The 17075-nt window shown below is 28.0% G+C and carries 13 protein-coding genes; 3 read left to right on the top strand and 10 right to left on the bottom strand.

All coding sequences use genetic code 11. The annotated features are described in order from the left end of the window. Window positions 1-177 precede the first annotated feature (177 nt). Window positions 178-2304, bottom strand: a complete 2127-nt coding sequence (locus CSPA_RS03245; protein WP_015390774.1) for a methyl-accepting chemotaxis protein — start codon at window positions 2302-2304, stop codon at window positions 178-180. A gap of 247 nt (window positions 2305-2551) precedes the next feature. Further along, window positions 2552-4549, bottom strand: a complete 1998-nt coding sequence (locus tag CSPA_RS03240; RefSeq protein ID WP_015390773.1) for a methyl-accepting chemotaxis protein — start codon at window positions 4547-4549, stop codon at window positions 2552-2554. A gap of 876 nt (window positions 4550-5425) precedes the next feature. On the opposite strand from CSPA_RS03240, the gene CSPA_RS03235 reads away from it, so the two are divergent. After that, window positions 5426-6325 carry an ROK family protein gene (locus CSPA_RS03235; RefSeq protein ID WP_015390772.1) on the top strand — a complete coding sequence of 300 codons (900 nt, stop codon included), beginning with the start codon at window positions 5426-5428 and terminating at the stop codon, window positions 6323-6325. 218 nt (window positions 6326-6543) lie between these two features. On the opposite strand, the gene CSPA_RS03230 is transcribed toward CSPA_RS03235, so the two are convergent. The 4 genes from CSPA_RS03230 to CSPA_RS03215 form a co-directional block, all read right to left on the bottom strand. After that, complete coding sequence (locus tag CSPA_RS03230; protein WP_015390771.1) at window positions 6544-6849, bottom strand: hypothetical protein; 306 nt, start codon at window positions 6847-6849, stop codon at window positions 6544-6546. A gap of 350 nt (window positions 6850-7199) precedes the next feature. Continuing rightward, window positions 7200-7853: a YczE/YyaS/YitT family protein gene (locus tag CSPA_RS03225; protein WP_015390770.1), complete on the bottom strand. Its 654-nt coding sequence runs from the start codon at window positions 7851-7853 to the stop codon at window positions 7200-7202. A 203-nt stretch (window positions 7854-8056) separates the two neighbouring features. Next, window positions 8057-9001 (bottom strand): DMT family transporter, encoded by a 945-nt coding sequence (locus CSPA_RS03220; RefSeq protein ID WP_015390769.1) that lies wholly within the window; start codon window positions 8999-9001, stop codon window positions 8057-8059. Between the two features lie 85 nt (window positions 9002-9086). Beyond that, entirely contained in the window at window positions 9087-10049 is a 963-nt protein-coding gene (locus CSPA_RS03215) for a Gfo/Idh/MocA family protein (protein WP_015390768.1), read from the bottom strand. A 261-nt stretch (window positions 10050-10310) separates the two neighbouring features. On the opposite strand from CSPA_RS03215, the gene CSPA_RS03210 reads away from it, so the two are divergent. Further along, window positions 10311-10727, top strand: coding sequence for a hypothetical protein (locus CSPA_RS03210; protein WP_015390767.1), 417 nt, complete (start codon window positions 10311-10313; stop codon window positions 10725-10727). Window positions 10728-10845: 118 nt separating this feature from the next. Here CSPA_RS03210 and CSPA_RS03205 read toward each other — a convergent pair whose 3' ends face one another. The 4 genes from CSPA_RS03205 to CSPA_RS03190 all read right to left on the bottom strand — a co-directional run bounded on the left by CSPA_RS03205 (window position 10846) and on the right by CSPA_RS03190 (window position 16568). Next, on the bottom strand, window positions 10846-13023 hold the full coding sequence (locus CSPA_RS03205; RefSeq protein ID WP_015390766.1) for a Tex family protein: 2178 nt from the start codon (window positions 13021-13023) through the stop codon (window positions 10846-10848). A gap of 359 nt (window positions 13024-13382) precedes the next feature. Continuing rightward, on the bottom strand, window positions 13383-14216 hold the full coding sequence (locus tag CSPA_RS03200; protein ID WP_015390765.1) for a CPBP family intramembrane glutamic endopeptidase: 834 nt from the start codon (window positions 14214-14216) through the stop codon (window positions 13383-13385). 170 nt (window positions 14217-14386) lie between these two features. Then, a complete protein-coding gene (locus CSPA_RS03195; RefSeq protein ID WP_015390764.1) occupies window positions 14387-15883 on the bottom strand; it encodes a HAMP domain-containing sensor histidine kinase in 1497 nt (498 codons plus the stop codon). Continuing rightward, entirely contained in the window at window positions 15873-16568 is a 696-nt protein-coding gene (locus CSPA_RS03190; RefSeq protein ID WP_015390763.1) for a response regulator transcription factor, read from the bottom strand. The genes CSPA_RS03195 and CSPA_RS03190 overlap by 11 nt, the downstream gene beginning before the upstream one ends. Before the next feature lie 149 nt (window positions 16569-16717). Here CSPA_RS03190 and CSPA_RS03185 point away from each other — a divergent pair, with 149 nt between their 5' ends. Further along, on the top strand, window positions 16718-17050 hold the full coding sequence (locus tag CSPA_RS03185; RefSeq protein ID WP_015390762.1) for a hypothetical protein: 333 nt from the start codon (window positions 16718-16720) through the stop codon (window positions 17048-17050). The last annotated feature ends 25 nt before the right edge of the window (window positions 17051-17075 follow it).

The following is a 17075-nucleotide window of genomic DNA, read 5'->3' as shown; positions in this document are numbered from 1 at the left end:
GGGCTTGTTTCATTTTCAGCTTGTCCAGGATTTTACATCTGGAACACGCTGAAATGACGACAAGCCCACATTTAGAACCTTCCAGCGAAAATTTCACTAGTCCTGCGGAAGATAATTGTATCATATTTCGGTAATTGTTGCATAAGTCTAATTCTTTATTTGGATATCTATAACACTTTATTTCACTTTAAATTGTGATATAGCATCATTTAATTTTTGAACTACTTCATTTAATTCTTGAGCAAATTCTGCAACTTTCTGGCTTCCTGTAATTTGTTCCTGTGTTGCTTCTGATACCTGTTCTGTGGTTGCAACAGTTTCTTCTGAAACAGAAGAAATATTCTCCATAGCCACTTTAGTCTTATCTTTGGATGAAACTATTTCATTAATTGATGTTACCATTTCCTTCAATTGATCTTCTATTTGATCCATACCTTCAAATATTGTTTTAAATGCAGTATCGGTCTGTTCTACAGCACTCATTTGTTCTTCCATTATAACACTAGAATTAGTAGCTTCTTTTACTACAACTTCTGCCTTATGTTGAATATCATTTATAATTTTATTAATTTTAATTGATGATTCTTTTGATTGATCTGCTAACTTTCGAACTTCTTCTGCAACAACAGCAAATCCCTTTCCTGACTCACCAGCCCTTGCAGCTTCTATTGCTGCATTTAATGATAGTAAATTAGTCTGTTCTGCTATATCAACGATCAATTTTACAATTGCCTTTATATCTTTGATATTAGAGTTCAAATCATTAACATCTCCAACAATTTTAGCTGATTCTTCATTTGTTTTCTGTGCTTTACTATTTAATGTTTCAACTGATATTATAGCATCCTTCTTCATTTGTTTTGTTTTTTCTAAAACTGTTGATACCTTTTGTGTTTTACCATTTACCATATTTATTTCTTGAGCCAATTTATTCATATAATTCATTCCCTCAGCAACACTAACAGCCTGATCTGATGCACCACTTGTAATTTCACCCATTGTTGCTGCAATTTCTTCTGAGGATGCACAAGAATGTTCTGAAACTTCTGTAATTATTTGTGTATTATTTGATACATTTTCAGCTAATAGCTTAACCTCGCCAATTAATGTATTTATCTTTTTTACCATATCATTAAATGCACTTATTACTTCACCAATTTCATCTTTGCTATTATCCACTATTTGTATAGCTAAATCCCCTTCTTTTGCCTTATTCATAAGTCCAACTAGCTTTTCTAAAGGATTTGATATGCTCCTTGATACTACTAAAGCAACAAGCATAGCTAGTATAAATGAAATTAATCCAACTATTAAATTACTATTTCTCAAAACATTAGATTCTGAATTTAAATAACTATATGGGATTCTACCTACAATATACCAATCTGAACCGCTTAAAGGTGTATATGAAACCAATGCTTGACCATCACTTGTTGTAAAACTTCTCTTTTGTGATTTTGTTGAATCATCACTACCATCTATATTTTTTTCTGTATCCATTATTTTTTCAATTACACTCTTATCTTTATAATCTGTTCCTGTTAATGTTTCATCCTCACATGCTATTATCATCCCATTAGAATCAACAATAAATACCTCTGACCCATCACCCAAATCAACATTCTTAAATAAATTAAAAAATACTTTTGGGCTTAATTCTTCAAAGGCTACTCCTAAAGTTCTATTGCTAGTCATCGAGTTAACTTGTGCAGTTGTATATATACTATATCCTGATGAATTCTTCTGTAAGCTCCATACAAATTTTCCTTTTCCTTTTTCTGATAGAGTCGATAGATTTTTTCTTATATCTTCTGTAAATTTAGTTGAAAAACTACCTATTTTGGTATTATCACTGCTTATTATTCCTAAACTCATAATATCATTTCTTGTGCTGGCCTTACTTACTATTGACTTAGCAAGATTATTGACTTTATAAAAATCTAAAAAAGAATCATTCACTAATCTATTATCTAAATAATCTTGTAATTGAGGATCTGTTGTTACTGTTTTTACAAGATTTGAGTTATTACTCATCTCATTAGAAATATTAACTCCTATTTGTGTTACAATCTGAGATGAAAAATTAGAAATTTTATTATTCATAGCACTTTTAGATTGTAATACTGATGATATTCCTATAATTAATAATGGAATTAAAACTAACAATCCATAAGAGATAATTAATCTTACTTTAATCTTTGATCCTCTTATCACACGCTCACACTTAAATAGAATGTTGTTATCTTTCGTTTTTTTAGTACTTTTTTGTACTTTCTTATTTTTATCCTTCAAATATTTTTTCATTGCTCATCCCTCCAAGTGTACGTTACTAGATATCGTTTACATTAAACGAAAAAGTAACCATTCAATTCTATATGTAGATTATATAATATAAATTTAACCAATACTACGTTTTTTTTAATTTTGTGATAATCCACAAAAAATATTAAAATTACACATCTCAACCAATACTTAATACTAATTACAAATTTATCAAAAAAGAAAACCCTTATAATAATTAACTTATTATAAGAGTTATCTTTTAAATTATTTATATTTTAAATTTATTAACTTGTTGAATCATTTCTTGGGTCATTATATTTAAATCATTTGCTGATTCAGAAACCTCTGATGATGCAGATTTCATTTCTTCTGTTGAAGCATCAATTTCTTCTGATGATGCAGAAACCTCTTCCGCTACGGCAGATGTATTTTCTATTTTGTCTGAAATCTCATTTTTTTCTTTGTTTATTTCTAAAACAGCAGAATTTGCAGTCTTTATTTTTGCCACAATATCATTTATTTCAGATATTATATTTTCATAGGATTTGAGTGCTGTATTAATAACTCCAACTTGATTATCCAATTCACTGTTTAGACCATCTGTATTTTTTATAATTACATTTGCTTCACTGGAAATCGAAGTAATTAAAGAATCTATATTCTTCGAAGATTCTTGTGACTGCTCTGCAAGAGTTCTAATCTCCTCAGCAACAACTGCAAATCCTTTTCCTGATTCTCCTGCTCTCGCTGCCTCTATTGCAGCATTAAGTGCTAATAAATTTGTTTGTTCTGATATATCATTTATCAATGTTGTAATTTCCGATATTTGAACTATATTTTTGTTTAACTTTTCAATCTTATTCATAAACTCTTTGAATGAAGAACCTACAATATTTACTGATTCAATAAGCATCTTCATGTCTTCATTACTGCTACCAGCCATTTTAGTAATTCCATTTGACTTTACATCTATTGTTTTAATTTCTTCAGCCACCAAATCTAACTTATTGCCAAATGTATTTAATATATTTGTTATTTCAATTAAATTAGTTGCCTGATTGCTTACACCATTTGCAGTCTCATGAATCGCGGTAGATACATTTTCAGCTGTATCTGTCATTTGTTCAGAAACCTTTGACAAATCATTTGCTTTCAAGTCAATATTATTTGAATTTTCTTTAATAGATGCAATTGTTTCAATTATTGACTTCTGCATAACTTTTATTGATCTAAATGCTTCACCAATTTCATCTTTACCTTTTAGTCCCTTTGCTGAAACTTCTTCAGTAAAATCTCCTTTTGAAATAACTTTCAAGTAATCAGAAATTTTAGTTACACCTTTTGAAATTATTCTTGCTAAAATGTAAGTTAACGCTAGTCCCATTAACACTATAATAATTGAAGCTATACCTATAGATATTTTTAAAACATTTAATTGAGATAAAACTTCACTTTCAGGCACATTGATACCAATGGACCAACTAGTATTCTTTATTGGAGCATATCCAAGATATTTTTTCTCACCTTGATATGTATATTCACTAGTTCCTATTTTACCTTGTACCATTTCTTTAATAACATTTGCCAAACTTTGGAGTGCCGGATCCTTTTCACCCATTTCAATCATATTATTTTGATTCATAACTGAATCTATATCATAATGTGCAACTGTAATTCCTACATTATTAACAATAAAACTTTTTCCACTTTTTCCAACAGTTATATCGCTTACAATTGAACTTAATTCAGCTACATCTCTATTACCTACTAATACACCAATAACACGTCCATCCGCATTTTTAATTGGTACTGCCATATTTATTATTAGTTTTCCATTTTCTTTACTAACTATAGGATCTGTTATAACTCTATTTCCCTTCAAAGCTTCTTGATAATATGGTCTATCTTTTAGTACAACATGAGCAAGTGTCATTGTATAAGCATCGCCATTCAAATCCCCAAATCCAAGACTTGTAAAACCTGTCCTTTTTGCTTCTGCCTTCAATAGATCTGCTTTTTGTTGAAGTGGAATATTAAAATCTTGTAATTCACTTCTTTGACTTATTGTTTCTAATATGTCGTAATTAGCATTCAAACGACTTTCTACTACATTAGCTGCTTGTATAGAAGTGCTAGCCAACATTTCCTTTGCATTATTTGTTAATGCAGAATTAGCTGTATAGTATGCTATAATTCCTAATGCTAAACATATACCTATAATTAGCATTCCAAAATATACCGATAATTTTGTTTTGATACTTCTCATAAACAGATGACTCCCCTTCCAATATCTTTCCTTTTTCTTTTGCATTAAAATTATATAATTTTCTAAATAAAGAAAACCCATGAAATATAACAGCAAAAAATTACTACTTCTACATTATACTACATAATATTACCATTTCATATAACTTAAATTGAACTATTTAGATTTTGTAAACTATCACTAATATAGATATCCAAATTAATAATTCAACTTATAAATGTAATATATATGTATTATTGAGAAATTATAATCGTAACACTACACTAGAAATCAGATACATTTTTCTGGAAGCAGGCATGTGAAATTGAGCTGATGAAGGTTATTAATGTGGGCTTGTTTCATTTACAGCTTGTCTAAAAGTGAATGTCCAAAAAGTAAGTGTCCAAATTTTATATTTGGAAACACGAACTTTCTCTCTGGAGCTTTTATATTTGGAAACATGAACTTTCTCCTTGGGGATTTTACATCTGGAACACGCTGAAATTATGACAAGCCGCCATTTAGAACCCTCCAGCGAAAATTTCACTAGTCCTGTGGAAGATAAATGTATCATATTTCGGTAATTGTTGCATAAATCTAATTCTCGCGTTGGATATCCATATGCTAACAAAAGAAATTGTACTTATATCTCCAACATATCTGAACATATTTATATGCTCCCTATTCTATAAGTTAATACTCATTTTATAATTATATCAAATGCAGATTTTCTGGATTAACATCCTTAATTAGAATTTCTAACAAATATATTCTCTATCTACTATTTAATTATTGTAATATCGTTATTGAAAATGTTTTTCTGGTAAGTTATTATAATTATGTAAACAATATAATATTTAATCAATTTAAATAAAATATGCTTAAAGGAGTAAAAACATGAACTATTTAGTTTTAGATATTGGTGGAAGTTCTATCAAATATGCACTTATGAGTGAAGAGTTTAATTTTATAGAAAAGGGAAGTAAACCAACTCCTCTTGATAAAATCGAAAATTTTGTAGAAGTAATTGGTAGTATATATGATGAGTACAAAGACCAAATAGGAGGCTTAGCTATAAGTATGCCTGGTATCCTGGATAGCGAAAGAGGTTACGCTCATACTGGAGGTGCCTTAACCTATAATAATGACAAAGAAATTGTAAAAATTCTTCAAGAAAGATGCCCTACTAAAATTACAATTGAAAATGATGGTAAGTGCGCTGCATTGGCCGAAGTTTGGAATGGAAGTTTAAAAGACTGTAATGATGGGGTTGTTGTAGTTCTTGGAACTGGAATTGGTGGCGGAATCATAAGAAATAAAAAAGTTCATAAAGGGAACAATTTTTTCGCTGGTGAGTTTAGTTTCATACGCACTAACATCCATGATGCAGAAAATGAGGACAATTGGTGGGCATCAGTAAATGGTTCTAGGGGACTAATAGGTGCTGCTGCAAAAGTGAAAAATATACCTGCTGAAGAATTAGACGGTCACAAAATATTTGAATATGCAAATAATGGTGATGAAGACATTCTTAAGGTATTAGATGCTTTTACATATAAGTTAGCAATTCAAATTTTCAATTTACAATGTATTTTAGATCCTGAAGTGTTTGCAATTGGTGGTGGAATAAGCAGTCAAGATATATTAATTGAATATATACAAAAAAATATTGATAAACATCATAGTGGCTTTGAATTCTTTGTTCCAAAACCAAAGGTAGTTAGATGTAAATTTAAAAATGATGCAAACTTAATTGGAGCTCTATATAATTTTTTAACTTTTAATTCAGTTAAGTAGCTCTAACTAATACAAAAATTGTGATTAATATTATTAAATTTAAGAAATTCCAAAATGATTTCATATAAAAATTTACAATTTAAAAGGTACTCTACTGTAGTAGTCCTTAACAGAATATAATATTATCTATTAATTCTGCAACTTTTCTACAAAGAGTACCTTTACGCTATATTATAAAAATTAAGTGTAATCTATAATCTGTCCATTTTCAAAGTATATTAAGCATTATATTTAAACTTTATAGCTATTTCTTTAATTTCACCTTTTGAATTTTTTCTAATTTCAAATTGTCTTATATCTTTAAATTCATTTTCTAATTGATAATTCAATTCTGTGATAGTTGCTTTTGCCTTTTTAGTTACGCCACCATCTTCAACTACTACAAATCTTGTTTTTCTGCAAGTTGTTTCGTCCCTCGTATCATCAATAATTACATAATATTCAGGTGCTTCTTCAATAACTAGGTATTCCTTATTTAGAGTTAATGTTGAGCAAAGATTATTATCGATACATTTTACTATCATTTAATTCCTCCGTTTTTATGCAAGCATCCCAAAGGAATCCTCACATTCCTAATTAGATACTTCACACTATCTTATTATTTCAAACTATATAATACTCTATATAAGTAATTCTTTCAATTAATCTACACCTCAAATTATGTCATATTTTTCGATTATAATACTTTTTATATGACTGTAATTGTTTAGTATTTTAATTTTTTCGAAATATCAATAAAATTCTAATCAATGTTTATGTTAAGCTTATATATTGAATTTATCAATGTTAAATGAATGTTGATTTCCTTTGGAAATCTTTATATCTTATTGAATGATTCTTTTTAAAACATATATATTTAAATATTCAGTATAAATTAATTAGTCATACATTCATTCACAAACTTAAGGCCTTCTCTTATATTTCTATGTTTCAATAACTTTACATCAGATTTGAATATTTTATAAATTAGTTGAACACAATATCCTATACCAAATGCGGTAATTAATGTTCCTACTCCAACAAATCCACCTAAAATCCAACCTATAATTAAGGCTCCCATTTCTATAAAGAATCTAATTATACCTATTGGTTTACCTGTTATCTTAACTAATGCAATCATGAGACCATCTCTAGGTCCACATCCCATTTCACAGCCTATATATAAATAGCTTCCTATAGCTGATGCAAACAAACTTCCAATCATCATAATTATACCTGAAAATAAATTATTACACACTGGAATAATTTTTGCATAAATTATTAGATCTATAAAACACCCAATTACTATCATATTAGCTATTGTTCCCAATCCAACCTTTAATCCAAGAATACTTGTAATTATTACTATAATTACTCCAACTATAATACTCGCTTGTCCCATAGTTACGCTACTAATCTTTGTTAATCCTTGATGGAATACATCCCATGGACTCAATCCTAAATTTGAATTTAGAGCCAATACCGTTCCACATGCACATAAGAAAAAACCTAATGTTATTCTAATAACTAGACTTGATATTACTTTCATAACTCTCCTTTACTTCACATAATTAAAAATACTTTATACAAAATATTTTAATTACAAATTACTTACATCTAACTTATTTGTTTTATTGAAATCATTATTTATTAAATTTCATATTAATGTAATTGTAAGTGTACAATATTCCAATTAATAATTCAAACAGTTTAAGCTTTAAAAATATACATGTAAAGCGTATACATATTCATCTAATAAGTGGCAACTTCCTTGTGTGGTTCTTTTTTCACTTTATAAACTAAAAATATACCATAACAAACAAGTATTAATGCTATTAAGATTTTTATATCAAATATATTTTCTCCTAAAAAAATAGCTGAAAGTAATGTACCAAATATAGGAACTAAAAAATTAAATACTGATATAATTCCAACCTTGTTATATTTTAGAAGTTCAGTCCATACTGCAAATGCCACTGATGATAATAATGCCATATAAATTAAAAGTACAGTGGATTTTATTGTAAAACCTTCTAAACCACCTCCCAAGGTAAATCCTAAAATTGTTAATATGATTCCTCCTATAAATAGTTGAAAGCCAGTAACTACTGCAGGCTCCTGATCTTGAGTTACTCTTTTACCATATATAGCTGATCCTGCAAAGATTATTGCTGCTATCATTACAAACCCTTCACCTTTAAAGGTAAACGAACTCCCCCCTAAAGATTGTCCATTTAAATTAACTATAATTACACCTAAAAATCCTATGATGCATCCTGCTATTTTATTAAAATTAAGCTTATCATTTTTATAAATAAAATGAGCTAATATAATACTTATAAATGTACCTGTTCCATTTATAATAGATCCTCTTACACCTGTAGTATATGATAGTCCTACATAGAAAAATATGTATTGCAAAGTAGTCTGGGTTACTCCAAGTAAAGTTATCTGCCCAAATTGCTTTTTAGTAAAACTTATTATGCTTTTTCTTCTAATCATCTCTAATAGTATTATAAATATGCCCGCAAGAGTAAATCTATATCCTGCAAAAACTAATTTACTTCCCACATCATTTACATTAAACAATTCATATCCCACCTTAATTGCAGGATAGGCACTCCCCCATAATAAGCAGCATAAAGCCGCTAGAAACACTATGTTTTTTCTGTTTGTATAAAATTTTGTTTTATCCATCTTTTAATACCTTCTTAATATAAAATTCTTTCTTATCTGTTGTAGTCGAAAAAATCTAAAGTTACCACATTTAAAATATTAATATCTAATTAAAGTTTGAAGCTTTCTTAACTTCATCTAAAACTTTCATAACCCTAAGTGACTCATCTAATGACATATACTCACTTTGCAACCTTGAAGCTTTCAAGCATTTATGAACTTCTTTAATTTCTGCATACATATCATCAAATTCTAATTCTTCTTCAATTGTGTATGGTTCCTCACCATTTATATAGATTTTAGCTATACTAGGTCTATTATATATCGGAATTTCTATGTAGCCTTTTGTTCCTTTAATAATAGCTGTCCTCTCTTTGTCTCGATCAAAAGCGCCTTCTATAATTCCTATGACTCCATTTTCAAAAGTTAATATTGCTTTAAAATAAGAATCTACTCCTGCTTCATTTATTTCCATATTAGCATTGACTTTCTTTACTTCTGAATCAATCATATCTATAACAAATGATAAGGGATAAATCCCAACATCTAATAATGCTCCACCTTGATTTTTATCTAACAAATAAGAACCTTCTTTAATTTCTTTTACATGGCTGCAAAAATTAGCTTCAATACTTTCTATTTCTCCAATTTCTTTATTTTTAATTATTTTCTTAATTTCATGAATTAGTTGGATAAACCTTGTTTTCATTGCTTCCATAAAAAAAGTATTGTTAAGCAACGCAGCATTTTTTATTTCTTCCATTTCTCCTGCATTTAGACCTACAGGCTTTTCGCATAATACTGCTTTATTATGCTTCAAAGCCTCAATTGACCAATATTTATGAAATCCATGAGGAAGAGCAATATAAACTGAATCTATTTCTTCATCTTTTAATAATTCTTCATAATCTTCATAAATTTTTTCACATCTATATCTTTCCTGAAATGCATCACATTTTTCCTTTGTTCTGGATGCAATTGCATATAATTTTCCTTCATTTGAATAAGATAAACTTTTTGCAAAACGTTGAGCTATATTTCCAAGTCCAATAATTCCCCATTTAATCATTTTTTCTTTCCTCCTATATTTAGTAGTATACTGATTAACTACTTAGTTTATATTAATATACCATACTTTTATCTTAAAGTTACTCTTTCTAGATATGCATGTTTAAGAAATAAATTAATATATTTCAAATTTCTTCATTTAATTCCCCCTATTGACATAATAATTCAATTAATGTAAATTATTCTTTATTGGAATGTGAAAAATTTTAATTAATTATTAGAATTTATACTAATTATCCAATTTAAAGGAGTTGAATCATTCATGTACTACTATATCCTACATTACAAAAAATATAAAGGAAGCTTACGTGCAACTGTTATATCTTTTTTTAGCGGATTATTAAAATTTACTGCAGCAGCTTTTATTATTGGTTTTATTTTTATTGCTATACAACATAGTCAAAAAAACATTAGAGATCTTATAATAGCAGGTGTAATTACTGTCATTTCACTAACACTTGGAAAATTTCTTGAAAAGCTTGCTGACAAAATTGGTAAAACTGATTTCGAAAGAAAAATCAGAGAAAATCTAAAATTTGCTATAACTATGGCAAAAGAAAATCCTGAATCAAAAAGTTTATATATGAAGCTTAATCCCAAGTACGCTGATTACCTACTTTCAGCAGGTGAAGCTGTTAGAGCAGAAGATGGTACTATAATAACAAACTCACCACTATAAACTTCAGTAAACCAAAAATAGCACGTATAAAAAGTACCATAAAGATTTTAATTATGGTACTTTTTATTGTATATTTTTCGTTTTTTAAATTTTATTAGTGGCCATGTTTTTTAATTATTTATACTTCCACTGATTCGTCCACATCTTTCATTGTTAATGATATTCTCTTTCTCTTTTCATCAACTTCCAAGATAGCTACCTTTACTATGTCTCCAACCTTAACAATATCTAAAGGATGCTTTACAAATCTATTTGCCATTTGGCTTTTATGAACTAATCCATCTTGGTGAACTCCAATATCTACAAATGCACCAAAGTCTGATACATTTCTAACAGTTCCAGCTAAAACCATGCCTGGTTTTAAATCTTTAAGTTCAACAATTCCAGTTTTAAGAATTGGTTTTGGCATTTCTTCTCTTGGATCTCTACCTGGCTTCTTTATCTCCTTTATTATATCCTTTAAAGTAAGCTCACCAACTTCTAGAGTTTCGCTTAAATTCTTTAAGCCTTTAGCTTCTGCTCTTTCATCAATATCACCTAGTTTATTGTTCTTGAGATCTTCTTTATTGTAGCCTAAAACTTCTATTAACTTTTTAGCTATATCATACGATTCTGGATGAACAGAAGTATTGTCTAAAGGTTCTTTGCTATCATCAACTCTTAAGAACCCTGCACATTGTTCATAAGCTTTTTGCCCTAATCTCTTAACCTTTAGTAATTCTTTTCTTGAAGTAAAGCGTCCTGCTTCTTCTCTATAATCAACAATGTTCTTAGCAATAGCTGCATTTATACCTGAAATATGTGTTAAAAGTGATGGTGTTGCTATATTTAAGTCAACTCCAACTGTATTAACTGAATCTTCTACTACCCCTGCTAAAGATTCCTCTAATTTCTTAGGAGTAACGTCATGTTGATATTGTCCTACTCCTATTGCTTTAGGATCTATTTTTACTAATTCAGCAAGTGGATCTTGAAGTCTTCTTCCTATTGAAATTGCACCTCTTACTGTAACATCTAAATCAGGATATTCCTTAGTTGCAAGTTCTGATGCTGAATAAACAGATGCTCCTGCTTCTGAGACTATTACATATGCAAGTTCTTTACCTGTCTCATTTTTTATTTCAGTAAGCATTTCAGCTATAACTTCTTCTGATTCTCTTGATGCAGTTCCATTTCCAAGAGATATAACATCAACATTATGTTTAGCAATAAGTGCCTTTAAAGTTTTCTTTGTTCCTTCAATATCCCTTTTAGGTACTGTTGGATATACTGCTGTATTTTCTAAGAACTTTCCTGTTGCATCTAGTATTGCTATCTTACATCCTGTTCTAAAACCTGGATCGTAACCCATAACTACTTTACCTTTTATTGGAGCTTGTAATAATAATGCTTTTAAATTTTCTTTAAAAATCTTAATAGCACCCTCTTCACCAATATCAGTTAATTCACTTCTTATTTCTCTTTCTATTGATGGATATATCAATCTCTTATATGAATCTTTTATTGCAAGTTTTAACTTTTCATCTAAAATTTCATTACCTTTTAAAATTTGATTTTCTAGATATTGAATTATCTTATCTTCATTAGCAGTTATTTTAACACTTAGGATTTTTTCCTTTTCACCTCTGTTAATTGCTAATATTCTATGAGGTGGTATTTTATTTACTGCTTCAGAATATTCATAATACATTTCATAAGGAGTTGGTTCTTCAGAGCTTCCCTTTGACTCAATATTACCTTCTCTTATAACGAACTCTCTTATATATTTTCTATATTTAGCTTCATCTGATATAGTTTCTGCTATTATATCTAAAGCTCCTTGAATAGCTTCCTCACTAGTTACTACTCCTTTTTCTTCACTTATATATTGAGTTGCTTCTTCACCTAAATCGCCTTTAAATTTACCTTCTAAAATCAACTCTGCTAAAGGCTTTAATCCTTTTTCTGTAGCTATTGTTGCTTTAGTTCTCTTTTTAGGCTTAAACGGTCTATAAATATCTTCAACTTCTGTCAAAGTTGTTGCATTTTCTAAAGCTTTTCCTATCTCATCTGTAAACTTTTCCTGTTCTTGTATAAGTCTAGTTACATCTGCTTTTCTTTCTTCTAAATTTCTTAAATAAGTAAGTCTCTCAGATAATTTTCTTAAAACTTCATCTGAAAGTCCTCCCGTAGCTTCCTTTCTATATCTAGAAATAAACGGAACTGTATTGCCATCATCTAAAAGTCCAATAACATTTTGGACTTGCCCCAATTTTATTTCTAATTCCTTTGCAATTCTCTCTTCAATCGAATTCATAAATTCCTCCTGCTTCTCATATGCATGTAATCATATATGCATTTAATTGTATCAAATGGCAAGTGCCAACATTATATATTTTACCATATAAATTATTATTGCCATTACTATTTTTTAGTAACGGCAATAACTTTTTTATTTAGGCACATGAAAATAAATAACAATTCAAAATTACCAATATAAATTCCGATGTTGCAGAATTGTTTTGGATTTCTATATAGTTCTGAATTGCAGCACGAATCCGCATTGCAGCATAATTCAGATCGCAAAATAGATCCGTATTGCAGCATAGCTGCTCTTTTTATATAAGTTCCGTTGTTGCAGCATAGCTGCTCTTTTTATATGTGCAAATTTTATTTCTATCTAAAACTTCCTTTTAAATATATTCTATTTTTACTTGTATATTTAACCAAAAATTGTACTCCAACAAAAAATAATAACAATCCTATAATTAAACTTAAAATGATAGTATTAATATTCATAGTAAGTATTGTATAGTTAAAGCCTATAAGTGATTTTATAAAGAACATATCTACAAAATTATATATAGCATATACTAAAATCGGCATAAGAATATTTTCATATTTAACATATAATATACAGTTTACTATTCCCAATGCAAAATTACCAAAAATTTCCGGACAAATATTAATAGCTGAAAAAATAACAGCTGATACAATTAAACCAACATAAACATTAAATCTCTTTGAAAGTCTTTTGAACAAGATATATCTAAAGGTAATTTCATCAACAATTGGAGCTAAAACAACTAAAATTATAAAGCAAATGACATAATCTATAATTGAATTAACAGTTAAAACAGAATCTTTAATAAAACCATTAGCAAAAGCTGGACTAATTAAATAAATTATATCAGTAATAACATTAGCCCCTCCTATATTTAAAAATATAAAAAACATACTAACATAAATTATTTCTTTCATATCAATTTTATTCTTAAAATCAATATACAGGAGACTTATTTTCTTTATAGACGGTTTAATCTTATACAAAAACATAAAAAGTGCTAAAGCAGTAGCTATTAAACATAGAATATTAATATAAGTATTACTAATTTCTCCATATAATTTCACTATGTAAGAAACTAATATGAAAAAAATCACAAAATCAAGTAAATATATAAGTGCTGCATGTCTAATTTTGATTTCATTAAATTCGCTTTCAGACTTCAATAACTTTATCTCCCTTCCCTTTATTATTTTTAAAAAATCTTTTACAAATAATAAAATAATTTTCTTAATATCTAGTATAAGTATTTGTAGTTAAATACTACTTACAAAAACATTAAATTAACCTTAAAATTCTGTTTAAGATGTGCCACTTCTAAATTTCAAAATTTTTTTTATTTACCACTCTTAACACCTACTAAAGGCAACATCACTTCGAAACTTGTGCCTTCATTACTATCAATTATTCTTATATCACCATTATGTTTATCCAAGATTTTCTTTGTAATAGATAGTCCAAGTCCTGTCCCACCTGTTTTAGAATTTCTAGATTTATCAACCCTAACAAATGGATTAAATATATTTTCTTTATATTCCTGCGGAATAGGTTCACCATCGTCTGATAATATAATATAAAAACAATTTCCTCTAATTTCAGTCTTTATTCCTATGGTATTTCCTTCTGAATTATATTTAATTTTATTATCTAAAATATTATTAATTGCCCTAGCTAGCTTTTCTTCATCAGCCATTACAAAATATGCATCTTCACATATATCAAAATCATATTGAAATTTTTTATGATCAAATTCTGCGATATAGTTTGCAATGGTCTGTCTTAAAAATTCGCAAATATCTATTTTTGCTGTTATTAATTCATAATCAGTCTTTGCATATAAGGAAAATTCAAACAAATCTGTTATTAACTTATTAGCCCTTTGAGAATTCTTATTTATTATAGTTAGATATTCCGTTTTTTCACTTTCATCTAAATCTGTATTGTTAATCAAAGTTTCGCTATAACCTAAAATTGAAGCAAGTGGATTTTTCAAATCATGTGATATATCTAATATTAAAGTTTCTTTTGCTTTTTCTAATTTTTCCTTTTCTTTTCGTTCATTTTTTATTGTTTCTGCCATCATATTAAATCCATTAGCCAGTTCAAGGAATTCATTCTTTGTATTGATATTGATTTCTATATCATAATTACCTTGAGATATTTCTATAACCCCTTTTAATAATGTCTTTATTGGCTTTATGAAAGCTTTTGACGATACTCTTGCCAAAATATAAACAATTAAAAGAATTGCAGACACGTTAATCAGACTTATAATCTTAATAATAAAATTATGAGGAATTATTTTAGTAATTTTATTAGGTACTGTAATTTGTTCATAAGGACATCCCATAACAATTAAAGAATTTTCTTCTTCTAGATATTTAGTAAAGATTGTATACTTAATATCATTCTCTGTATTAAATACAGAACTATTAAATCCGTTCATTATAGTATAAGCCAAAAAATCATCATTCAATGATGTCTTGTTATCCTTATTTACCCCAAAGAACTTCATATAACTTTCTAAACTTAAATTATTAAATTCTTTAATAACATTTCCTTTAGAAAAAGAGACCTTATCATTTTGTATTTTTATCACAAACCCATCAACAATTGCTAATTCTTCATCAGTTACACTAGTACTATCTGTTGTCAATTTTGTTCCCAATTCTTCAAAATATGAATTGAACTTACTCGATCTACAAAAAAACTCATATGACATAAAAGATATTACCACAGACAATAATATTATTAAAGTAATGCCTATATATCCTAAAAAGTATGTAACAAAAAATTCAGTTGTAACACTTCTTTTTATTTTCTTAGCTTTCATTTACATTAACCCTCTCAATTTTATAACCTATACCTCTTATGGTTTTAATGTAAATAGGATTTTTAGGGTCGTCCTCAATTTTTTCTCTTATATGGCTTAAATGAACCATTATATTATTAGAATCACCAAAATATGCTTCTTCCCATACTTCCTCATAAATTTGCTTTTTAGTGAACACTTTACCCAAATTAGAAATAAGTAATTTCAAAATTTTAAATTCTTTTGGATTTAATTCAAGTTTTTTATCCCCTTTATATACTTCAAAAGTCTCAGTAAGTAACTTTAAATCTCCAGTTGTATATGTCGACTCTTTATGCTCTGCATATTTATAACATCTTCTAAGATTAGAAGCAACTCTTGCTGATAACTCAATTGGGCTTATAGGTTTTACCAAATAATCATCAGCACCAAGTCCTAATGCCAAAACTTTATCTGAATCATTTCCCATTGCCGTAATACAAATTATAGGAATGGTTGATACAGCTCTTACCTTTTGTATCACGGAAATACCATCAACATTTGGCATCATTATATCTAATAAAATTAAATCTATTTTTTCATTTTCAAATATTGTTAATGCTTCTCTTCCATCACAGGCTTCATATACTTCATAATTTTCTTTTCTCATATGCAATGAAATAAGATTCCTTATATCTTTTTCATCTTCACCTATTAGAATTTTCATATATTCAACTCCTCTTTCAGTTATATCTACATTTTATCATAGATTTCTTAAATTTTAGGAACTATTTTCATAATTATATTCCTATTGCCTATATATAAATATAACTGTATAATTATTATGTAAATTTTTACCAAAAGGAGTGGTTATTTATGATAAAAAATATTAGTAAAATATGCTCTTTTTCTTTACTTTTTCTACTTTCAGCACTTGCACTTAACGAATTTCAAATAATGAGTTATTCAGATAAATTAAAGGATATTTTTTATTTTTTGGTGTTAATTCTTATTATGTTTTCATCAGTTGTAACTCTTTTAACAAATAAATCTGGCTTTTTTAAATTTGTCAGTGTTGTAATAATGCTTGCATTAGTTGGAGGTGGTATTATGTGCATACTAAAACCAGGACTAAATATATCATTATATATTTGCGTTGTTCTCATATCTGTTTATTCATTAATAGATATTTTTTATAAATCAATATAAATTTAAATTTATATACAAGTAAAAA

Origin of the sequence: Clostridium saccharoperbutylacetonicum N1-4(HMT) (assembly GCF_000340885.1) — a bacterium.
Lineage (GTDB): Bacteria > Bacillota > Clostridia > Clostridiales > Clostridiaceae > Clostridium > Clostridium saccharoperbutylacetonicum.
This window is presented reverse-complemented; position numbering and strand designations above follow the sequence as displayed.